The organism is Vibrio minamisatsumaniensis (assembly GCF_050337445.1).
GTDB lineage: Bacteria > Pseudomonadota > Gammaproteobacteria > Enterobacterales > Vibrionaceae > Vibrio > Vibrio artabrorum.
Genome location: NZ_JAKJSY010000014.1, coordinates 1 through 22,993, shown reverse-complemented (window position 1 = coordinate 22,993; position 22,993 = coordinate 1). Strand labels below are relative to the sequence as shown.

The window sequence follows — 22,993 nt, the reverse complement described above, 5'->3', positions numbered from 1 at the left end:
AGTTGTTTAACTTTCATTCCAAGAAGGCAACATCGTAAGCAATATTTCGTCACGGATGGCGGCATTTCATTAAAGATGCGACTCAAACAGCAACCTTATTTAATGCACCGTTTCATTCATCCCGAAAATGAGTTATCGATCTCATAACTCACCTCATATGTCGTTCTCAGAATGAGAAAATGCCCCTCTCAATATGAAAATCAACAAACCCACCTCATTAACCAATTGAAAAATAACAACATAAAAACTGGCACATTACGTGCTCTTGTTACTGCATACCTTCAAGGAGATAACATTATGGAACTACGTAAAATTGACTTAAACACAACGACACTGACTCTTTCGATTTTTGGTGATTTAGACGCTGCGGGTAGCCGCGATGCACAAATCGATATTGATGACGTAATTTCTAATGATGGACATCCAGAGATTGAAGTGGATTTCAGCCAAGTTCAGTTCCTTGATTCCTCTGGCGTAGGAGCCATTGTTTACATGTTCAAACGTCTTACCGAGCGAGAAAGAAACATGCGTTTAGAAAATGTCTCAGGTCAGCCGCTAGAAATAATGAACCTGCTACGTATCGGTCACGCGATCCCTGTTAACTCAAAAAATCCTACAAATTCATGAAGATCCATTAAGCTAGAAGTAACAAAAAATAATAATAAAAATTAGCAACATGGGACGTTGGCATGAAAATACTGAAAAACTACATAGCGCTTTCTCTGTCCTCTCTCGTTCTGGGTGGCTGTACTAGCTACCCTGAGCAAGGCACAGGGGGATTAGCTGAAAGTTATGATTCTATCAATGATCAAAACTCCGATTTCTCTCCTGTCATGCCAGACGAACCTCTTGGTCCAGAACATGGATTGCGTTTTGATTGGCAGCTCACTAAGTTGCATCTTGATGCCTTAATTCAGGAAGGCGCGCGTTGGTGCTTTCCCGCGGCAGTTGTCCAAGCGATAGAAAAGCAAAATCGTATTGCTCGTGAACTGCAAGGCGGCCTGCTTCTCGATGCAGCCAACGACCTTATTATTCAAAGAAAACGCTTAAATCAACTGGAAGTCAAACTGGACTTTGTCACCGCTCAAGCCCGCTGTGAGCCACCCAAAAATGAAACCCAATTCAGAATGCAATTGTCGGTTATCGAACAGTTGTATGACCTGCTTAATATTGACAACCAATTCGCTGAAAATTCGATTGAAGTCAACCCGAAGTACATGGGAAGACTCGCGGAAGCAACCAGCCTACTGAAACAACATAAATCTCTCGATCTTATCGTTACCGGCCATGCCGATGCGACAGGTACCGAAGAATATAACGATAAGTTAGCACTAGGACGAGCGAAGCAAGTTGAACGTTATCTGACTATCTTTGGTTTAAGTGCTCAGCGAATCAAAGCTGTCTCTGTTGGTGAAACCGTCCCTCTTTTTGAAGGTGAATCTGACGGCACACGCTTGACCAACCGCCGAGTGAGTATCGAAGTTGTCTCGCCTAAGAATGCGGAGAAAATGGGAGGTGGACTATGAAAGCCTTACTCGCTTTTATCATCACCCTATCGTTATGCTTTTTGAATGTTGCGAATGCTAGTGACGAGTTTTCAGATGCCGTTCAAGTCGGTGACCTTATTCAAGTCAACGTCCCCGGAGAAAGTACTTTAAACACAGGGTTCCAAGTCGATAAACGTGGCCGAATAACCCTCCCTGAGGTCGGCGCGGTGTTTGTTGCAGGTTATGACAGTGACCAACTTAACAAAGTCGTTCTAGAATCACTGGCAACCGCTTATAAAGATCTCTCAAACGCCTCCATTTATGTAAAAGAGCAGCAAGTCATCATCTCAGTCCAAGGTTATGTGGAACAACCCGGCGAATACACGCTGTCACTCGGCTCTAGCATTCAAATGGCGTTGTATGCGGCCGGCGGTCTACGTCCGGGCGCACAATTAGACAAACTTATCTTAAAGCGCGGTGATGTTCGAACGGAATTCAACTATAAACGTTTTCTTGATTCGGGGGATGAATCCACCCTTCCAACCCTTCAATCACTTGATTCTCTGTTTGTTCCGGCTTCTCCACTCGTCGGAAACATTGAACAAGAGTTTGATGCCGCGAAGTTGGCGAACTCCGGTGACAGTGCTGATTCTCGAAATTCCATCAAAGTATTTGGTGAGGTTAACGCTCCGGGCTCTTTTACTTACAAAGAAAATTCAGATTTAGTGGATGTATTAATGCGTTCTGGTGGTGTCACTCGTTATGCGGGTGTCGAGCAAATCCGTGTGATCTCAAACAATACGCCGACTCTGTTTAATTTAAAACGCTATTTAGATTCTGGCGATGAAAGTATGCTGCCAGTGCTTCGCCCGGGCTCAACGATTTTTGTACCGAAACAAGAAGAAGAGATCAAATCGGGCGCCAATACGGTCTATGTGATGGGTGAAGTTGCTGCACCAGGAGCCTTTGAAGGCAAAAAAGGGGCAACGTTCATGGACATTCTTGCCAACGCTGGCGGCCCAACGCGCTTCGCAGAATCGCGTCAAATTCGCGTGATTAAGTCCAACGGTCGGGTGCTTAAATTTGACTTAGCAGCCTATACCGAAGGGCTCGCTAACTCTGCGCCACCGACCATCCAAGCCGGTGATGCGATTTTCGTTCCTGAAAAAACAGACATGAACGAGAAATCTTGGTTGAAAATCACACCAGACAGAGCGGTTAACGTGATTGGTGAAGTGAATCGTCCAGGTCGTATCGAATGGTCAGATGAAATGAACTTCATGGGTTTGTTGGCACACGTTGGTGGCCCTACGCTACGCGCTGACACATCGAAAATTGAAGTGGTGACGGGAAGAAAGTTAGTCGTATTTAACCTTGATGAGTTTATCCAAAACGGCGCTCCACGAGACCAAATGCCCAATATTCAAGCAGGATCAATCGTCCGAGTTCATGACTTACCACAAGATCCTTCAGACAATAAGTCGCAATGGGTTCGTCAAAGTTCAGAAGCTTCAATTTATATCTTTGGACAAGTGAATGCTCCCGGTCGTTACCGCTTCACCAAAGACATGCATTTCTTAGACATACTGTCTGCGGCTGACGGTCCCACAAAAGATGCTGACATCCACAACGTTCGCGTCACACACCGTGACAAAACCTATTCACAAGTCAGTAAACTGAACCTATCACTGTACTTTGAAACTGGTGATGAATCGTTACTGCCAAACGTCACCACCGGCGACACGATTTATATCCCAGAGAAAGGGAAAAATTGGTTAGATAGACCGAAAGAAGAGACCGTTCGAGTGCTTGGCGCTATCAATAATCCGGGGCGTTATGTGTTCAACGACAATATGACGATTCTTGATATTTTAGCGGAAGCCGCTGGCCCTACTGACAATGCTTACGTGGAGAAAATTACCATAGTGAACATGTCATGCTGCCAAGGCCAAGCACGAACTTTTGACCTTATTGAGTTCAGTAAAACCGCGAACATTTACAACCTTCCGGTATTACGTGCCGGCGATACGATTTACATCCCAGACCGTCGTGAAAGCTTTATCGAGAAAGCACGTGTTGGCTTAGATGACATCCTACGTATTACGACCACCATCTTGTTAATAGGAGCGCTATAATGACTATCTCAGCGACCCATACCGAAGTCGAGCAACTGTATTTAGCTTCAGAACTTAATGGCCAAAAATCAATATGCGTAACCGCCTGTCACTCAGGTGACGGCGTAACATCCGTTGCAACGGCATTAGCCGAGCGCTTTCTTCTTGCCGGCCACTCAACGCTGTATGTTGATCTCAACTTATTCAACCCTGCCTTCAAAGATCTGAATTTGCTAGAAGACAATCAACAAGCTCAATTGATAGAGCATGTTGAAACTCAGCGCATGTTCATTGGTGTCCCTGCTCCACAAGTCGTATCGACTCAGCTCGCTTATAAAGACCCCGCGACACTGAAAAAAGCCGTCACGCAGTGGTTAAGCAAATACGACCGTGTCGTCATTGATACATCACCACTGCTTAATATTAATAAGAGAAACATTCCGGCTCAATCGGTTGCCAGTGCTTGCGACGGTGCTCTAATCGTTGTCGCCTATGGTGAAACTTCAACGCATCATTTAGAGCAAGCAAAGAAACTTCTCGATGCTCAAAACATTTCATTAATGGGCTGTGTAATGAATATGAAACAAACACCGAGCTTTGCACAAGAATTGGTAAGACAAATCAATCGAATGAAATTCATACCGGTCAAGCTTCGTGATAGCTTGGCAAATAAACTGTATCAAAACGAGTTTTTAAACCTGCCTATGTAACTTTGTTTTGCAACTTTATTGCTGTCATTAAAACCGGACAGCGACCTAACCCGTTGAGCTTCATTGCAGCAGTCTTTTGTTCAAGGTGTTGAGCTAACTCTGCTTTATTTAACCCAAGCCCTCTAGTTAAACACCTAGATTCATATGAAAAAAACCATTAAATCATACTGTTACGTATTGGGGGCGATAAATATCCCCCCTGACTCTATAGCTTGTGATGCCATATTTTATGGCAAGCAGTTGAAATTGTTCTAGAAAATGACTAAAACTTAATAGTAGTTAGGCGATTAAACTCAATAAGATAGTTTGAATGGCAACTTAACAAAAGGACCTCTGTGAATGAATCCAACGGTAGCGCCACAAACACCAGAAAATGCAGGTAGACCCGCAAATCATGAGCTTGTCGACGAAAGTATTTTAGAGCAAATAATTCGTGATACCAGTACGGACATCATCCCAATTTTGATTGGCCATTATGTTGAAGAATCACAAACACGCTTGGTCGCCATCAAACAGGCAGCCGCTCAGAAAGACGCCCAGACTCTTGAGTTCGAGGTCCACACCCTTGCCAGTGCAGCGCTTTCATTAGGGAATCGCCCTTTGGGGGAGTTATCTCGAGCTCTGGAAAAGCAATGTTTAGAACAGAGCCATGATGCCGCATTTCAACGAGTTGATGAATTACTGGAACTCGCAGAGCGTTCGATCAAAGCCTTGCTTGAAAGGAACGAGGTCGGCTTCAGTTAACTTTGGAGGTTCATCATCAGTATCAGTATCAGTATCAGTATCAGATAAAAACTCAACACAGTCGTTATTACGATGTGTCCATCATGATCACCACCGTGACAACTTATATCGGCTGCTTGTTAAAAGATTCCATGCGGTAGATAACAAATACACACGACTCGTATTGATGGTTACAAATCACTATGTTATTGGTTAGTTAGGATAATGTTTCAAAAGGAATTGTACAATGCGTCCTAAAGTATTGTTAGTTGAAGACTCCACCTCCCTTGCCGTACTTTACAAACAGTACGTCAAAGACGAGCCCTACGATATTTTCCACGTTGAAACTGGCGTGGAAGCCAAGACATTTATAGAAAGGCACAGCCCACAACTCGTTATCCTAGATTTAAAACTGCCCGATATGCCAGGCGAAGAGGTTTTGGATTGGATCAGTGACAACGATATTCCAACGGCAGTCATTATCGCCACTGCTCATGGCTCCGTAAACATTGCGGTCGACCTTATCCAACGTGGTGCGGAAGATTTCTTAGAGAAACCGATTCAAGCGGATCGACTCAAAACCTCTGTTAGCTTGCATCTAAAAAGAGCAAAACTTGAAAACCTGGTCGATGACATGCAAAGCAAGTTCGATCGTGATCGCTTTCATAATTTCATCGGCTCTTGCCTACCCATGCAGGCGGTTTACAAGATCATTGATTCTGTCGCCCCAACGACGGCCAGTGTTTTTATCAATGGTGAAAGTGGAACCGGTAAAGAAGTCTGCGCGGAAGCGATACACAGAGAAAGTCAACGCCGTGATAAACCGTTCGTTGCGATTAACTGTGGTGCTATCCCTCGAGATCTAATGGAAAGTGAAATCTTCGGCCACGTTAAAGGTGCCTTTACGGGCGCCACGACCGACCGAAAAGGTTCAGCAATGCAGGCGCATGGTGGTACCTTATTTCTCGATGAGCTTTGTGAAATGGAGCTAGAGATGCAGAAAAAGCTTCTGCGATTCTTACAGACAGGCACCTTCACCCCACTCGGCGGTAACCGAGAAATTAAAGTAGATGTCAGAATTATTTGTGCGACCAACCCCGATCCCTTAGTTGAAGTGGAAGAAGGTCGGTTCCGAGAAGATCTTTATTATCGTGTCCATGTCGTGCCTATCGAGATGCCACCACTCAGAGAGCGTGGAAGTGACATTGTCACCTTGGCTAACCACTTTTTGAAACTGTACGCGAAACAAGATAAGAAGAAATTCAAGTCAATCGATAAAGAGACACAGACACTGTTTAGACGTTACCCGTGGCCTGGCAACGTGCGCCAATTACAAAACGTCATTAGAAATATAGTGGTGTTAAACAATGAAACCACAATGACGAAAGAGATGGTGCCGCCACCAATCAACAAAACAGACATCGCCACACCGAATCGTGTTAGCCCAATACGGAATATAACATCGGAAACCGTGCCCCAACCTACCGCGATTCCAGAAGCGAAGTGGCCCCCCTTAACTCCGGAAGAGCTCGAACACGAGAGCCGTCCGCATAGCCCGGCTCAGCAAGCCCCTATCACTCCTCCATTGACAACCAGCGATGGGGCGATTCGTCCAATGTGGCAAATAGAACGCGAAGCCATTCAACACGCCATCAACCATTGCGATGGAAATGTGTTAAACGCGGCTGTATTGTTAGAACTGAGCCCTTCTACTGTTTATCGTAAGAAACAGGCTTGGGAATCGGAAGATGAGTACAATCAAGCCTAATCAAGGTGTGCTCAACATAAACCTTCATGAGATTTGGCTGTTAATCGACAGCCAAACTTTTGGAGGTATAGAAACGCATGTTTTAGAGTTAGCACAAGGCCTGAGATCGGAAAGTGCTCTGTATTCAGAGGCTATTCGAGTCGTTCTTTTAACGAAATTTACCCCTGAGCCGATCATCGTTGAAAAATTGCATGCGCTGAACATCCCTTTTAGTTACCTCTCCGATTTAGCTTCATGCTCTGGTGGTTCAAACGTCAATAGTGCCGTGCAGCTTAAACGTGCGGTTGAACATTATCAGCCAAGGCTTATACACGCTCATGGTTACAAAGCCAGTTTGGTCAGTAAGCTAATCAAGCTCTTACCGCGTTTAAATCACACCAAACAAATCACTACTTATCACGCAGGTGAAACGCCAACAGGCAAAGTATGGGTGTATGACTGGCTCGACCGTTACAGCAGCTTCCTTTCAGATCAGTCGCTTGTGGTCAGTGAGAAGATTAAAGCGAAAGTACCGAGTAAAACCCATCAATTGAATAATTTTGTAAAAGTGCCCATCGGATTAACAAACGTCTCTTCATCCAGTCCATTCCATGTTGGTTTTGTGGGACGATTAAGCCATGAAAAAGCGCCGGACAGATTTGTAGCATTGGCTAAACAGTTTGCCGATGTTCAGTTTGAACTTTTTGGTGATGGGCCTGAAATGGGAGCGTTAGTTAAATCACCATCCGATAATGTTATCTTTCACGGGCATCAGACCAATATGGACGACGTCTGGAGCCAAATCGATCTGTTAATCATCCCTTCCCGCTTCGAAGGCTTACCTATGGCGGCATTAGAAGCCATGATTCGCGGCATTCCCGTCCTCGCCACCTCGGTTGGTAACTTGCCTCAGCTCATCGATCACCAAGTTAACGGCTACCTCGCTAATACAGAAGCCGAGCTAGCACAGTTTTTATCTGTGTGGATGTCATTGTCGAACGAGCAACGTGACTCTCTCAAGAGTAACGCGATAAAAACCGTCAAAAAACAATACTCGCCACAAGCGGTTGTGCCGCAGTTGTTGGAAATCTATCAACTCGACCGTGAATCCTAGCCTTAGTCGATAAACTGGTTATTTTAGCCTGATAATTTAGCCGTTCCCGTCAGTGTTATAGTGATTCTCAAAATGCCAAAACTCACCTCAAGGCTAAAGCCTCTTTTAATAATCCAACAGCAAATCAGTCAGTTAAACAAAATGCATAACTGGCACTCACTTTGCAATCTTTAACATCAGGCGTAACGACGTCTTAAAAGATTGCGAGCGAATCATAAAGCGTTTATTTGCCAATAGAGGTCACAATGGTCAACCCTGAAGCCAACAGATTGCCAGTCATCATCACGATCAGCACCTTGTGTGTTGGGCTTGGTGTTGTTTGGTACTTTGTGCCGCATCCTGCTGTCATTGTGGCGCTCGCTCTTGTGCCATTGGCCGGGTTATTCGTGTTAAACAAGACATTCTGGCTAGTGCTACTGTTCGTTGTTTTTTCATTTTTCCGAATTCACGAAGCCATACCTCAGCTTTATTCGTTAAAAATACCGCTGATGCTCTCATTAGGTGCGCTGTCAGCTCTGCTTTGGCATGCATTCATCAGTAAAGAGCTTAAAATCTTCTGGCACCCTTGTTTACATTGGCTCGCCATATTTTGGGTGTTGGTGTTCATTGGTATTATCTTCGCGTCTAACAGACCCATAGCACTTGCTGAATTCAAAGGCGTTTATTGGAAAATCATCGTCATGACGCTGGCGATTACATGGCTAGTTAACACCACGGAAAATCTCGCAAAAACCGCGATGACGATTATCTACGCGGGCGCTTTAGTCAGTGCTATTGCGGTGTACAACTCAATCAATGGTATTGGGCTTGTCGAGGGCTCACGCGTGACGATTGGCCGCGATTTTGGTTCGATGCTGGGGGACCCAAACGACCTCGCTTTGGTGTTACTTTTCCCACTCGCCTTTGCGATTAGTCAAACCACGACGCCTGGTATCAGCTATTTTAAACGGATAATAAGTGCACTAATTTGCATTTTATTGTTGGCCGCCATTATCGCCACTCAAAGTCGAGGCGGATTACTGGGGTGTATTGCGGTTATTGGTATTTTTGCATGGAAATTAGTTCGTTCTAAAGTTCTCTTAATCTCGGTAGGCACTATCGCCGCCGTGGTACTCTATTTGGTCGCCGGAATATCAGACAGAGCTTCAGGTGGTGCTGCTGAACAAGGTATCGATGAATCGGCCATGGGGCGCATTTATGCATGGGAAGCGGCTGTAAAAATGGCCATAGAAAACCCATTAACTGGCGTCGGGCTGAACAACTTCTTCTCAAACTACTTCTTTTATAGCTCACACTGGGACGGACTGAATCACGCCGTTCACAGCACTTGGTTTGGTGTATTGGCAGAGACCGGATTTATTGGTTTGATCATTTTTGTCTGCATTATTGTTTCTTTGATCAAAACTGCTCGCGCAACCCTAACGAGGCTAACAAACACGACCACACAAATCGCGCCTGAACTTAACGCGGTCGCCTACGCGATCTATGCAGGTCTGATTGGTACCATTGTGTCGGGGACATTTTTGACTCAAGGCTTCAACTGGCCAATTTATATCCTCGCAGCACTCACAGTTTGCGTTTCAAACGTATCTCAAACTGCCTGTCAAAATGAGAAAATCTAAAAACCATTTTTTAAGTCATTGAATATAATAAGTTTACTTACTGGCACGCAATATGAAAGTAGATCTGTATAACAACAGAGAAGGAATTTCATTATGACGTCAGCATCCATCCATCAATTCAAACATTGGCTTAAGTTTCATCCTAATTCTCGAATTCGGAATGTGTTTTTCATTTTAAAAAATATCAGAAGCGCAGAGCTGCCAACCCCTCAAGTCCTTAATCGCTGCCTATATCAAGTGCACAAGCTTGTGGTGAATTTGGTTTCTGGTTTTACACGGTTCTTCTACTGGACGCCGGCTTTCAAAGGTCGTGTGGCCCAATGTGGCAAACGCTTGTACCTGTATGGTGGTCTTCCTTTTGTCAGTGGCCCGCTACAAATTACGATTGGCGACAACTGCCGCATCTCGGGACACACGACATTTTCAGGCTGTACACAACCTCTCGACGGCTTAGAGCATCCATTACTGTCGATTGGTAACAATGTCGATATCGGTTGGCAATCGACTATTGCCGTTGGAGGTAAAGTCGTTATCTCCGACAATGTACGCATCGCAGGGGGCGCTTTCCTATTTGGTTATTCTGGACACCCGCTTGACGCAAAACGCAGAGCGGCAGGTGAAGGCGATGACCCTCAGCAAATCGGTGACATCATTCTTGAGCAAGATGTTTGGTTAGGCACCAACGTCACGGTTAAAGGCGGGGTAACCATCGGCGAAGGCGCCGTGATTGCCGCAGGCAGCGTTGTAACCAAAAACATAGCACCGTTTTCTATTGCAGCGGGTAATCCGGCTCGAGTGGTGGGTCACATCAAATCCGTGGAAGTCACAGAGTCGGATGTATTCGATTCATTAGAAACTCATGGAGGCGACCATGCGTGATTTGATCGTATTTGGTGAAGACTTCGGTGGGCTTCCCTCTTCAACCCAACACTTAGTGCGTCACCTTGCCAAAAAACATAAAGTACTTTGGGTCAATTCCATTGGCCTTAGACAACCACGATTGAGTGTTAAAGATGCGGCTCGTGCGTTCAATAAGTTGTTTGGCAAAACCAAAGCCGTCACTCAAAACCTGCTCGACTCTGACGGGCTCGACAACATTACCATTGTTAACTTGAAGACCATTCCTGCGCCCGCTTCTAAATTATCTCGCAAACTGGCTCAGCAAATGATGTTACGTCAATTAAAACCGGTTATAGCGGAACTAAATCTCAATGCGCCTATTCTCTGGACTTCCCTTCCGACCGCTGCTGATTTATGCGGACACTTAGGTGAATCCTCAGTGGTTTATTACTGTGGCGATGATTTCAGCGCTTTAGCTGGGGTTGATCATGACACGGTAGCGCAACACGAGTCTGAGTTGATCGATAAAGCGACGCTCATATTCGCGGCTAGTAACAAGCTGATGGATAAATTTCCAAAGCATAAAGCACACTTACTGCCACACGGTGTTGACGTAAACCTATTTTCGACACCGACACCAAGAGCAAAAGATTTACCCAGTCACCATCGCCCTATTGCTGGTTTTTATGGCAGCCTTTCTCAATGGCTTGATTATGAAATGATTGATCACGTTGCGAATGCGATGCCGGAATGGGATTTTGTTTTTATTGGCCCAAACGAGCTTGATACACTCATGCTGCCTAAGTTGAGTAACGTCCATTACCTTGGCCCTCGTCCACATCACTCATTGCCAAGCTATTCTCAACACTGGGATGTCAGTCTATTGCCATTTGTTGATAACGAACAGATCCGAGCGTGTAGTCCGCTCAAGCTAATGGAATACCTTGCGGCAGGCACACCCATTATTACAACGCCTTTTCCGGCTTTGGCTCCCTATCAAAAGCACGTCACGACTGTCAGCAGTGCAAACCAAATGATTTGGGCGCTTAACCATGCGCGCCAACTGAGCAATTCATCGATTTCTGTCGTCGAACAAGACAGCTGGCAGAACCGTGGTAACTTCGTGCATTGGATGTTGGAATTATTATGAATAATCTGAAATTGCGGTTATTAGTCATCATCAATGCGATGTGGCGTCAACGCTACGTTATCGCGCTACCAATACTTATTTTGCCATTTGTAGGCTTTGGTGTGAGCAAGTTGGCGCCGACTAAATATGACGCGCATACCAGTATGTTGATCCAAGAAACGGCGAAAATGAACCCTTTCTTGGAAGACATCGCTGTTTCAACCATGCTAAAAGATAGGATCAGTGCGCTTCGTACACTGCTTCATAGCCGTCATGTGCTTTATTCAGTCGCTGATGAGCTGCAATTAACCACACCTGATATGCCCGAGGTTAAGAAGCAAGAGATCATCACCGACTTGTCTGAGCGTTTATCGGTGACTCAACTTGGAAAAGACTTTCTAAAAATTAGCTTAACGTCCAACACGCCAACAGGAATGGAAGCCACGCTTCGCTCAGTGAGTGAACATTTCATTGAACAGTTGCTCGCGCCGGAACGTTCGTCGATTGCAGACTCAAGCGACTTCTTGAAAATTCATATCGACAAGCGGAGTGCAGAACTGGAAGAAGCGGAAGAAGCGTTAGCTTTGTACATGAACGAAAACATGCAGTCGACACCTGAAGTTCAAAGTCAAAGTTTAAATCGCTTAGCTTCACTCAAGCAAACACTGGCAGAAAAAGAAGCCGAGTTATCCGGTGTCGAAAAAAGCTTAGGGTCAATCGATCAACAACTTTCAAAAACCAATCCAGTCATTGGCCGATTAGAAGACCAGATCATCGATATCCGCAGTGAACTCACCCTACTTCAAGCCAAATACACAAACAAACACAGTGCTGTACAAGCTAGAGTTCGAGAACTAGACAGACTCGAAAATGAGAGAAAGAGTTTGCTTGAGGTAACCCAGCCAACGATGAACAGCGACCAACTTTGGGATATTGCAAGTAGCACAACATTGAACAAACTTTCTGATACTCAACCTCTTTTAGTCACTCAACTACACAGCTTACAACTGGTTCGTGCACGCTTTGAGTCTTTAAGTGAAGAGACAAAAAGCCTTCGTACTATGATTTTCGAATTGGAAAACAAAGCAAACAACTTTGGTGAAAATGCAAAAGAGATGTACCGCCTTAAACGTCAAGTTGAAATCAAACGTCAGCTATCCGATGAGCTGACAGAGCGTTATGAAATGGCTCAACTAACGGGATCGCTTGGTGTATTCGAACAAGACAAGCGAGTTAAAATTATTGATTTACCCTTTACCCCGAGTATCAAATCAAACATGCCGACTGTCGTCTTTATTCTTGCCGGTTTGGTCGCTGGGGTTGGTTTAGGCATAGGTTTAGCGGTGTTATTGGAATTGTTCGACTCTTCAATCAAACGTAAAGACGAAATCGAAGATATCTTAGGCGTACCCGTGATTACCGTCATTCCAAAAATGAGCTAATCCGATTTCATTTTAAACCAAGACACCAGCCTAGTGCTGGTGTTTTACTCTGAAACAGCGTCTTTCTGGGCCGGTCCAATGAAAGCGGCGCTTTAGCGGCTTAATTCCTCCCATCATTTCTATTTGACTCCCATTTTGAGAATGTCCCCAAGAGAGCGTTTGAAAATCCATAAATTACTGATAAATAACACTTAATTATTTGGCACAACTCGTGCAAACATGTCACTAGAAGAAAAAAGTAAAACAACGACGAGCGTTTTATCTCAGGGAGAACATGATGGAAAACCAACTCACAACACATAGAAAAAAGGTCATACATGTTGTTCAGCATCTTGCACCCGGCGGTCTAGAGACACTCACCTTAGACTTACTTCGTCTTGCTAAACCTAGCGATCAAGTATTGATCGTGAGCTTAGAGGGAACAAAGCAACAGGCGATTAAAAACTGGCCTAGACTGGAACCTTTCCAAAACCAAATTGTGTTTTTGGATAAAGCTCCTGGCGTACAATTCAATATCATTCTCAAATTGATCAAAGCGTTTCAGGGGATTCAACCGGATGTGGTTCATACCCATCATATTGGTCCGCTGCTCTACGCTGGCTATGCCGCTCGCGTGACGGGGGTGCCAACTCGAATCCATACCGAACATGACGCTTGGCATCTCAACAACAAACGTCGCCGCTTACAAGCGCTTGCTTTAAAGGCTGCTCAACCCACGTTAGTTGCCGATGCGACTCGAGTATACAATCAACTGCGTTGTGCTTTTTCATACAAAAACATCATTACCATCAAAAATGGCGTGGATTGTGAAAAATTCCAGCCAATGTCGAAATACCATGCGAGAGCAAATCTAAACCTGCCGACAGACAAACACATCATCGGTTGTGCAGGCCGACTCGAGCATGTGAAGGGCCAAGACCAACTCATTAAAGCACTGACTCTGCTACCTGAAAACATGGTTGTCGCATTGGCTGGCAGCGGTAGCAAACGCAATCAACTTGAGCAATTGACTCGCCGCTTGCATTTGAGTGACCGAGTCATCTTTCTTGGCCTCGTTGAAGACATGACCACGTTTTACGGAGCGTTAGATACCTTCTGCCTACCTTCGCGCCACGAAGGGTTACCTCTTTCAACACTTGAAGCTCAAGCGTGCAATATTCCAACCGTCGCGATGGACGTTGGTGCTGTCGATGAAACCTTATGCCCAGTCAGTGGAACACTCGTCAAAAACGGCAGTATCACCGGGTTGGCTAGCGCCTTGCTAGAAAAACAACATCAAGACTCTTCCTCTCCTCGTACTTACGTGCTGGAAAACTTCGATATTGTAAAAATGGTTGCCTCATACAACGACATTTCTGAAGGAGCGTACGTATGATCGATTGGATACTTGCTGGTCTCTGTTTATTGTCGGGCGCTTTGATTGTTTATCATCACGCAGCGTACCCTTTATTGTTGCGTTGGTATGCAAAACGCCATCCAACGAGTACCGTGTGCGAAAGCGCACGTTGCTACAAAGACGAACAACAAGATTGCACCCTACCCACTATCTCTATCCTTGTCCCTGCGTTTAACGAAGAGCAATGGATTGCTGACAAGATACGCAACCTCTCGGCTCTGAATTACCCAAAGAAAAAACTGGATGTCATTTTGGCCTGTGACGGTTGCACCGACAACACGGTAGAGATCGCTCAAATGACCATTCAAGAAGCTATCTGTAGCGATATTCACTTTGAGATACACGATTATGCGCAAAATAGGGGCAAGGTTGCCGTGATCAATGACGAAATGGCCCGTATCTCTAGCGATATTACGGCACTTAGTGATGTTTCAGCCCTGATTTCATTAGATGCACTGTTAATTGCAGGCGCTCACTTTGAAAGAGACACGGTAGGTGTTGTCAATGCCGCTTATCAACTCTGCCCAACGGGAAACGAGGGAGAAAATACCTATTGGCAATATCAAACAGCAGTAAAGCAGTGTGAAGCGTCATTGGGTTCCAGTTTAGGTTCTCACGGTGCGTTCTATCTGTTCAGAACAGCACTGTTTACCCCACTGCCCCTGAACACCATCAATGATGACTTCATTTTACCCATGCAGATCGTCAAACAAGGTTACATCGCTGAATACGAAACACAGATGGTGGCGTTAGAACTTGAGGCGTCAAACCTAAAAAGCGATTTCAAACGCCGCTTAAGAATTTCTGCTGGCAACATGCAGCAAGCGATTCGACTATTTGGGCTATTCAACCCTAAATTTAAAGGCATCGCTTTTGCTTTCTTCTCAGGAAAAGGCTTAAGGCTGTTAACCCCCTACTTAATGATTGTGTGTCTTGTTTGTTCCATTCTTTTGAAAGAACACTTAGCGTTCGAGATCTTGCTTTGGACACAAGTTGCGGTTTATAGCATAGCCGTGTGTGGTTGCATCATGCCTCAATACCTAATCAATAAGCCTATTTCGTTAATCTTCTATTTAATCATTGGTCATTATGCCAACTTCATTGGTGGCATACGTTACCTACTGGGATTTGAAAACATCCCTTGGACTCGATCGAATCGTTAAGGACTCACCATCATGAACATTAACCAAACTTCAAATCAAAACTTATACCAAAGCAAGATCTCCCGCGCGAAACGCACGTTCGATGTTGTCTGCTCTCTATTGGCGATTGTGATCTTGTCTCCGGTGTTTCCATTTATCGCGCTGGCCATCGCATTAACGTCTCGTGGCCCGATCCTCTATCGCCAACTTCGCGTTGGAAAATCAACGCCGGACAAGATGGAGATCTTAGAAATCATGAAGTTCCGCAGTATGTATGAAGACGCTGAAGCGCGTTCTGGTGCGGTGTGGGCGACGGAAAATGATCCACGAATCACACCGGTTGGTCGCTTTTTGCGAAAAACACGACTTGATGAACTCCCACAACTGTTCAATGTACTAAAAGGTGACATGTCTTTGATCGGCCCTCGCCCTGAGCGCCCAACGTTTTACAGAAAATTAGAAAATGAAATTCCTTACTTTGCTGACCGCACCTATGGGGTTATGCCTGGTATTACAGGGCTTGCACAAGTGAATCAAGGTTACGACACCTGTATTGATGATGTACGTCGTAAAGTCGGTTTCGACCACAGTTATGCATTAAGCCTTTGCTCTATGAAATCATGGATTACCGCGGACCTAAGCATTATAACCAAAACGATTGCGGTCATGGTCGATGGGCGTGGACGCTAATGTAAGATCACGTCGCCGATGGAACGAAACCGAGATCGCTTTGCAGTCAAGTCAGGGTAAAGCGTTAAAGCGCTAGCGTGCATCTTGGTGATACTTCGAACATTCACTCGCATGGCCAATAAAAAATACCGCCGATATTTTCGGCGGTATTTCAGTAAGCGTTGAGAGCGTTCGTTATTGACGAGCGATAAACCAATCCGCAACCTTTGACATCAAAAAGTAGAACGGAATAAATAACAGTAGGTATAACCCTAAATCCATCAAGAATGACAACGCTTGTAAATCAGCGAAACGACTTTCTAACGCTTGCTTCATCAAAGTCGCAAACACAACGGTTATAAATATCACCACATAACGGGAAAGCTGATTACGTGGTTTCGGTTGTACTGGTTCGCGCACCGTATGTTCTCCTGGATAGCTCACGATTAAGTATGAGTTCGTTATCGGTTTTTATCGTATCACCAAAAATACAAAAACCTGCAATGTATGCGCACATAAATTGCAGGTTTATTAAGATTTTCAAATCACTCGCAGTATTACGCCACTTCGAACGCGAGTGCTTTCTTCTCTACCTGACGGAAGATCAGCGTCAGTACACCATTAACCGCTAGGTAGAATGCACCGGCAATCCCAAACACGGTCAGTGTGTCGTAAGTTTGGCCGTTAATCCGTTGAGCATAGCCCATCAGATCCATGATGGTGATGGTACTGGCCAGTGACGTACCTTTAAACACGAGAATCACTTCGTTCGAATAAGCGGGAACTGCACGACGCAGCGCATAAGGCAATAACACTTTCAGCGTGGCGACTTTGTCCATACCCAGCGCGCGGCAGGCTTCCCATTGTCCGGATGGAATCGCGTTGAATGCGCCCTTGAATAACAGCGTACTGTATGCAGCGGTATTCAATGCTAAGGCTAACATTGCACAGAACCAAGGTTGGCTTAACCAAGCCCATAGAAAGCTTTCACGAATCCAATCAAATTGACCAGGACCGTAATACACCAAGAAGATCTGCACCAATAACGGTGTGCCAGTGAATAAGGTGATGATGCCACGGGTCAACCAATGTATCGCGGGCAGTCTTAATATCAGAGTGACCGTCATCAACAAAGACAAGATACAACCGACAATGAGAGATGCTCCGGTCAGTTGAAGACTGGTCGCTAAACCGTCAAGCATTTGAGAGAGGTATTGTTGATTCATGCCATCGCCCCTTTATTACCCAAACCTTGAATTGAGAACTTACCGTCAATCACTTTAACCAATCTTTGGGTAATTAACGTGATGACTAAGTAGATAGCGGCGGCTGTTGCGTACCATGTAAACGCCTCATGGGTGGCTGCCGATGTTAATTGCGCTTGTTTCAATAGATCGGTTACACCAATCAGTGAAACCAGTGCCGTATCTTTAAGTAGCACTAACCATTGATTGGTTAAACCGGGTAGCGCGTGTCTTACGGCTTGCGGCAATACAATTCTGAAAAAAGCGTACGATTGAGGAATACCTAAAGCCGTCGCGGCTTCTCTCTGCCCTCTACTTACGGCTTTTAATGCACCACGAATGGTTTGCGAAGCGTAAGAAGCGAAAATAAGAGATAAGGCAATAACACCCGATATGAACGGGCTGACTTCAACAAAGTCCCCCGTGAGCATAAACAGTACTTGTGTCGAGCCAAAGTAGATAAACAATACAACCAAAATTTCGGGTAGCCCACGAACGATAGTCACGAACATGGTTGTCGGCCATTTGATCGCAATGTGGCGAGACATTTCACCACCCGCAAATAGGACAGCTAACACCAATCCAACCAATAGACTAACGAACGCAAGCTGAACGGTCATCCAGCTTGCTTCGACGAGTCCTAAAGAGTAACCCGTTAACTGCATATTACTTACCAAAGTACTTATTGAAGATCTTATCGTATTCGCCGTTTGCTTTTACCGTCGCAAGCGCAGTATTCAACTGTTTCACTAACTCTGGGTTACTCTTATTGACAGCAATACCGAACCCGTTACCAAAGTATTCTGGATTGGTGATTTGCTTGCCAACGTACGTTAGATTGTCTTGCTTCTTGAACCATTCCGCCACAACAGCAGTGTCGCCGAATACGGCATCAATACGACCATTTTTCATATCAATAAAGGCATCTTGGTAGCTTGAGTAAGGCACCGCTGTTACGCCCTTCATTTGTTCAATTAGGTAGCTTTGGTGAGTCGAACCGTTCTGTACACCAACGCGCTTACCTTGAAGTGCCGCCTGGTCTGCAACTTTACCTTCGATTGAGATGAAAGCGGCAGCGTTATCGTAATAAGCGTTGGAAAAGCTCACTTGTTGAAGACGCGCGTCAGTGATATCCATTGCCGAGATAGCCGCATCGTAACGCTTAAATTTCAGCGCAGGGATCAAGCTATCGAATGCTTGATTGTGGAAAGTACAAGTCGCTTTCATCTCTTCACAAAGCGCGTTGGCTAAATCAACGTCAAAACCTTGGATTTGATTGTTCTCGTCCATGAACTCAAATGGTGCGTAAGTCGCTTCCATTGCAAATTTAATTTCTTCTTGAGCCGCTGCATTCGCTGACATCAATCCAATAAGTGAAGCTAGTAGAATCTTTTTCATTTTGTTACTCCGAATACAGTGTGATAGCGGCCTGTGGCCATTCTTATAATTTGGTTGTTTTAATCGATGTTGTGTTTAACTAAATCTAGTGAGTCAGATACTCAGCAAACTCAGGTGTCTTAGGATTAACGAATGAATCGCGGGTGCCGTGTTCAACGATGTACCCTTTCTCTAGGTACAGAACGTGGCTAGCAATCTTCTTCGCGAAATCCACTTCGTGCGTCACAACCACTTGAGTGATACCCGTACCGCTCAAATCTTTAATGATGCTAACAACTTGATTGGTGATCTCAGGATCAAGCGCCGCTGTTGGCTCATCAAACAACAACACATCGGGTTTCATCATTAATGCACGCGCAATAGCAACACGCTGTTGTTGTCCGCCAGACAGTTGAAGTGGCCAAGCGTCTGCTTTGTCGGCAAGTTGAAGAGTCTTAAGTACGTCTTGAGCTTGCTTAATCGCTTCTTGCTTATCCAAACCCGCTACTTTTGTTGGGGTTTCAATCAAGTTTTCCATCACCGTCATATGTGGCCATAAGTTGTATTGCTGGAACACCATGCCAACTTTGCGACGGAGTTTAAGACCCTGCTTCTCTTTAATTGGGCTTGAAAAATCGAATTGCTCGTTCGCAATATCCAATTCACCGTTATCCGCAATTTCCAATAGGTTCAAAACACGCAGCAGTGAACTCTTGCCTGCACCACTAGGACCAAGCAACACCAAGGTTTCGCCACTCTCACAGTTAAAACTGATGTCGTGAAGAACTTGGGTATCACCGTATGATTTATTGATGCTCTTTACTTGAATACTCATGCCACAATACTGCATTAATTGTCATTTGTTGGTTATTCTATTCAAGTTGAAAGTTTATGCAAGATAAATGTATAAAAAACTAATTTGTTGAATTTATGTAATAAATATTGCACAAAAAACAGCCGCAATAACTGGTCTTACATCAAAAATTGCAAGTCACTGATAAAAAAGAGCTATAGACAACAAGCAAACGTTTACCTATGAATTCACACATTAAAGACATATTGACCAACGCCCAATTTATGCACTAGCAAACGCTCATCCATATGCATAAAAAGGAAGTGACCCGCCAATTTAAAGCACCAACTTAACACGCTGAGAGTGCGTAATTTCTCTTTCGAACGTTTGCGATCTATTCCATTAGTATTAAAAGCGATTTTGTATATTGAACTTCCTATAGAGCGTCACGCTGCAATTAATGCATCAATGTATTGTTATTCGTAAAGATAGCTTCGCGTCAACGATGCTTGTTCAGCGATTACTGATGAGAGTAACGGTGCCTTCCAAAAGCAAGATCCAAAACCAATAGTAAACCACCAATAGCTGTTAATTAGTTTTCATAAAAAGCAAACGGACCGACTTGATTCAGTAGTGTTAATGATTATAGTTATCATTAACACTACTATTGAATATGGAATCTTGAATAATGAAATTAACGCCACTTATTTTGACGACAACATCCCTTGCACTATTTTCAGGTGCTGTGCTTGCTCAAGAATACCCAGTTGGTCAACCTGTGATTAAGCATGGAATGGAAATACAAGGAGTCTATCTCCAATCTATCACGATGGATTCTCAAGGCATGGAAAATGGACATAGTGTGTCATCTCAAGATTCTGATGTGCATTTAGAGGCCGATATTCACGCAGTAGAAGAAAACTCAAATGGTTTTGCTGAAGGAGCTTGGATGCCCTATCTCACGATAAAATATTCCATCAATAAACTGGGGGATGATACCACTGTACAAACAGGCGAATTCATGCCAATGGTGGCGAGTGACGGACCTCACTACGGTAAGAACATTAAACTCAATGGCCATGGTAAATATAAAGTTACTTTTACTATCTATCCGCCTTCCTATAACCAGAACGCACCGTTTGGGCGTCATATAGATAAAGAAACAGGTGTCGCACCATGGTTTAAACCATTTAACGTGTCTTGGGAGTTTAACTATGCCGGTGTCGGCCGAAAAGGCAGTTACTAAGATTATCTATTCTAGGGGATCTTATGGGTTCCCTTTTCTATACTTAATACACTGATGCTAAATATGAAAATAAACTCTCCATATCTACTTTTGCTTTTGTTTTTCTCTTTTTACGCGACATCAGCAGAAAAGTTCACCATCGATCTTGCAATAAACAATGGTGTATTTACGCCTCAAGTGCTGAACGTACCAACAAAAAAAATTATCCGTATTAAAGTGTCCAACATTGGCGATCAACCGGCTGAATTTGAAAGCACTCAGTTACGTAAAGAAAAAGTCTTAGCGCCCGGCGCAAAATCTGTTGTGGTTATTGCTCCATTAAGGGAAGGATCGTATGTGTTTTTTGATGACTTTCATCTCGACCTGCCGAAAGGAAAAATCATAGCAAGGGAGCATGAATAGCCATGGGGCAAGTGACCTTTGTTATTTGGCGCGAGAGTATCGAAGCGCTACTTCTTATCAGTATTATTTACGCTTGGCTCAAACAAGGCACAGATACCCACCATGGATTAAAATATTTATGGTTTGGTGTTGTTATTGGGTGTGCAACATCCGTGATGCTCGCATTACTCATTTACGGTGTGTTTAATGTTCTTGACGATACTGAGCAATCTATATTCATGATCGGAATGGAGATAGCAGCCTGCCTATTAATCATTCAAATGGTTTATTGGATGAATGGACACAGTCAATCAATAAAATCAAACATAGAGTCAGGTTTAACAGCACAAATCCAAAAGCAAAGCTGGTGGGGTGTGACCTTCATCATTGCGATTGCAATTACACGAGAAGGCAGTGAAATCGTAGTTTTCTTATCCAGCTTCATCATGGCATTAAATAAGAATAATGCCGCCGAATTTTTCATGTCGGTATTCAGTGGTATTTCCATAGCTGTATTGACTATTTATTTGTTCTCACTATGTAATCGCTTCATTCCATGGCGCATTTTTTTCAACGTTACCGGCGTAATATTATTATTCCTAGCGGTTTCATTACTACTCAAAGGTATGGAAGAGAGCATTAACCTATTACTCGAAAATGACTATTCAATACCTGAGTTTCTATATTTCACCGCATGGGATACATCAGGGATCATTGATGACTCCAATTTATTCGGCAATTTACTGTTCTCGTTCTTTGCCTACCGTTCTCAGCCAATTTGGCTAAGTGTTATCACATTTATTGTTTTTTGGTTAACGATGGCATGGCTATTTTTACGTGGAGGTAGAAATGAACAACAGAGCTAAAACCCTCATTAAACTCAGTTGTATCGCCCTCTTTTTGACCTCAAGCTATCGCATCCAAGCTAAAGCACTCCGAGCACCGATACAAACAGGTAGCGACGTGATCGTTGCTAAAGGTGATATTCCAACGCCTGATAGATATAAACCTGCAACACATGCATTCATGACTTATACCGTGAATAATATTGATGCCATCATTTCTCTTTTAAAAAAAGTAAGAGTCTCGATTAACAACAATAATTTAATCGATGCGCAAAATGACTATGTAAAGGCCCATCAACATTATGAAATGATTCGTCCTATTGTTGGCTTATTTGGCCATACAGATCGTGTTATCAACGCACGTGCTGACTATTTTTTAAAAGGAGAACGTGATTACCGCTTTAAAGGCTTTCATCTCATTGAATATTTGCTTTTTAAAATGAAAGATACACCAGCCGCATTAGATGCGATTGATGAATTACTTATGCTTATCACCGATCTCAAACAACGAGTTGAGAAAGAGCACATTGAGATCCCGAAATTGGTCCAATCATCGGCCGATTACCTCGAGATGATCCTTGAGGTAAAACTTAACGGTCAAGAGAGTATATACAGCCACTCAGACCTCTCTGACATGGCAGCAAATATACTGGGTTCACAAACCATTATTGACGAAATTGAACCATTTATTTCACCACAAACATTGAAGCCTATTGTTAAAAATTACCAGAAAATCAATCAAATATTAAATCAATACGCAACAGATCAAGGCCATTTTAGATCCTATGAAAAACTGGCGAGCCATGATAAGAAAAAGCTCTATTCATTATTATCAAATCAAGCTTATTTACTGGCAACGTTAAGATCCAACTTAAACCTCGATGTTTACTATAAATATGAGGCGGAAGCACTATGAACGATAAAAAAACACAATCAAAATATCAACTTTCTCGCCGTCATGTATTAAAAACA

General features: G+C 43.9%; 23 protein-coding genes. 18 read left to right on the top strand and 5 right to left on the bottom strand.

Annotated elements, in window-relative coordinates; translation table 11 throughout:
- Window positions 1-297: 297 nt before the first annotated feature.
- From L4B77_RS03910 to L4B77_RS03845, 14 genes are all read left to right on the top strand, one after another.
- Window positions 298-627 (top strand): STAS domain-containing protein, encoded by a 330-nt coding sequence (locus L4B77_RS03910; protein WP_372040991.1) that lies wholly within the window; start codon window positions 298-300, stop codon window positions 625-627.
- Between the two features lie 62 nt (window positions 628-689).
- Window positions 690-1,526, top strand: coding sequence for an OmpA family protein (locus tag L4B77_RS03905; protein WP_429748618.1), 837 nt, complete (start codon window positions 690-692; stop codon window positions 1,524-1,526).
- Entirely contained in the window at window positions 1,523-3,622 is a 2,100-nt protein-coding gene (locus L4B77_RS03900; protein WP_429748616.1) for an SLBB domain-containing protein, read from the top strand. Before L4B77_RS03905 ends, L4B77_RS03900 begins: the two co-directional genes overlap by 4 nt.
- On the top strand, window positions 3,622-4,311 hold the full coding sequence (locus L4B77_RS03895; RefSeq protein ID WP_429748614.1) for a P-loop NTPase family protein: 690 nt from the start codon (window positions 3,622-3,624) through the stop codon (window positions 4,309-4,311). Before L4B77_RS03900 ends, L4B77_RS03895 begins: the two co-directional genes overlap by 1 nt.
- Before the next feature lie 339 nt (window positions 4,312-4,650).
- Window positions 4,651-5,055, top strand: coding sequence for an Hpt domain-containing protein (locus L4B77_RS03890; protein WP_429748612.1), 405 nt, complete (start codon window positions 4,651-4,653; stop codon window positions 5,053-5,055).
- 226 nt (window positions 5,056-5,281) lie between these two features.
- Window positions 5,282-6,802, top strand: coding sequence for a sigma-54-dependent transcriptional regulator (locus tag L4B77_RS03885; protein ID WP_429748610.1), 1,521 nt, complete (start codon window positions 5,282-5,284; stop codon window positions 6,800-6,802).
- Entirely contained in the window at window positions 6,783-7,895 is a 1,113-nt protein-coding gene (locus L4B77_RS03880) for a glycosyltransferase family 4 protein (RefSeq protein ID WP_429748608.1), read from the top strand. Before L4B77_RS03885 ends, L4B77_RS03880 begins: the two co-directional genes overlap by 20 nt.
- Before the next feature lie 245 nt (window positions 7,896-8,140).
- Window positions 8,141-9,517: an O-antigen ligase family protein gene (locus tag L4B77_RS03875; protein ID WP_429748606.1), complete on the top strand. Its 1,377-nt coding sequence runs from the start codon at window positions 8,141-8,143 to the stop codon at window positions 9,515-9,517.
- Window positions 9,518-9,610: 93 nt separating this feature from the next.
- Entirely contained in the window at window positions 9,611-10,396 is a 786-nt protein-coding gene (locus L4B77_RS03870) for an acyltransferase (protein ID WP_261837358.1), read from the top strand.
- Complete coding sequence (locus tag L4B77_RS03865) at window positions 10,389-11,507, top strand: glycosyltransferase (protein ID WP_372068090.1); 1,119 nt, start codon at window positions 10,389-10,391, stop codon at window positions 11,505-11,507. The genes L4B77_RS03870 and L4B77_RS03865 overlap by 8 nt, the downstream gene beginning before the upstream one ends.
- A complete protein-coding gene (locus L4B77_RS03860) occupies window positions 11,504-12,928 on the top strand; it encodes a GumC family protein (protein ID WP_429748603.1) in 1,425 nt (474 codons plus the stop codon). Before L4B77_RS03865 ends, L4B77_RS03860 begins: the two co-directional genes overlap by 4 nt.
- A 277-nt stretch (window positions 12,929-13,205) precedes the next feature.
- A complete protein-coding gene (locus L4B77_RS03855; RefSeq protein ID WP_429748601.1) occupies window positions 13,206-14,303 on the top strand; it encodes a glycosyltransferase in 1,098 nt (365 codons plus the stop codon).
- The gene (locus tag L4B77_RS03850) at window positions 14,300-15,487 is read left to right on the top strand and encodes a glycosyltransferase family 2 protein (protein ID WP_429748600.1); all 1,188 of its coding nucleotides are present in this window, start codon (window positions 14,300-14,302) and stop codon (window positions 15,485-15,487) included. Before L4B77_RS03855 ends, L4B77_RS03850 begins: the two co-directional genes overlap by 4 nt.
- 9 nt (window positions 15,488-15,496) lie before the next feature.
- Window positions 15,497-16,156: a sugar transferase gene (locus L4B77_RS03845; protein ID WP_429748698.1), complete on the top strand. Its 660-nt coding sequence runs from the start codon at window positions 15,497-15,499 to the stop codon at window positions 16,154-16,156.
- 174 nt (window positions 16,157-16,330) lie between these two features.
- Here the strand turns inward: L4B77_RS03845 and L4B77_RS03840 are convergent, their stop codons facing one another.
- The 5 genes from L4B77_RS03840 to artP all read right to left on the bottom strand — a co-directional run bounded on the left by L4B77_RS03840 (window position 16,331) and on the right by artP (window position 19,591).
- Window positions 16,331-16,555 carry a hypothetical protein gene (locus tag L4B77_RS03840; protein WP_429748599.1) on the bottom strand — a complete coding sequence of 75 codons (225 nt, stop codon included), beginning with the start codon at window positions 16,553-16,555 and terminating at the stop codon, window positions 16,331-16,333.
- 137 nt (window positions 16,556-16,692) lie between these two features.
- Entirely contained in the window at window positions 16,693-17,361 is a 669-nt protein-coding gene (gene artM, locus L4B77_RS03835; RefSeq protein ID WP_372040978.1) for an arginine ABC transporter permease ArtM, read from the bottom strand.
- Window positions 17,358-18,044: an arginine ABC transporter permease ArtQ gene (artQ, locus tag L4B77_RS03830; protein WP_372040977.1), complete on the bottom strand. Its 687-nt coding sequence runs from the start codon at window positions 18,042-18,044 to the stop codon at window positions 17,358-17,360. The genes artM and artQ overlap by 4 nt, the downstream gene beginning before the upstream one ends.
- Window position 18,045: 1 nt before the next feature.
- Window positions 18,046-18,777 (bottom strand): arginine ABC transporter substrate-binding protein, encoded by a 732-nt coding sequence (locus L4B77_RS03825; protein ID WP_429748596.1) that lies wholly within the window; start codon window positions 18,775-18,777, stop codon window positions 18,046-18,048.
- An 85-nt stretch (window positions 18,778-18,862) separates the two neighbouring features.
- Entirely contained in the window at window positions 18,863-19,591 is a 729-nt protein-coding gene (artP, locus tag L4B77_RS03820) for an arginine ABC transporter ATP-binding protein ArtP (protein WP_429748594.1), read from the bottom strand.
- 646 nt (window positions 19,592-20,237) lie between these two features.
- Between artP and L4B77_RS03815 the strand changes: the two genes are divergently transcribed.
- The 4 genes from L4B77_RS03815 (at window position 20,238) to L4B77_RS03800 (ending at window position 22,937) form a co-directional block, all read left to right on the top strand.
- Window positions 20,238-20,795: an iron transporter gene (locus L4B77_RS03815; protein ID WP_429748592.1), complete on the top strand. Its 558-nt coding sequence runs from the start codon at window positions 20,238-20,240 to the stop codon at window positions 20,793-20,795.
- Window positions 20,796-20,858: 63 nt separating this feature from the next.
- Window positions 20,859-21,197, top strand: a complete 339-nt coding sequence (locus L4B77_RS03810) for a cupredoxin domain-containing protein (RefSeq protein ID WP_261837368.1) — start codon at window positions 20,859-20,861, stop codon at window positions 21,195-21,197.
- 2 nt (window positions 21,198-21,199) lie between these two features.
- On the top strand, window positions 21,200-22,042 hold the full coding sequence (locus L4B77_RS03805) for an FTR1 family iron permease (protein ID WP_429748589.1): 843 nt from the start codon (window positions 21,200-21,202) through the stop codon (window positions 22,040-22,042).
- Window positions 22,026-22,937 (top strand): EfeM/EfeO family lipoprotein, encoded by a 912-nt coding sequence (locus L4B77_RS03800; protein ID WP_372040973.1) that lies wholly within the window; start codon window positions 22,026-22,028, stop codon window positions 22,935-22,937. Before L4B77_RS03805 ends, L4B77_RS03800 begins: the two co-directional genes overlap by 17 nt.
- Window positions 22,938-22,993: the final 56 nt, after the last annotated feature.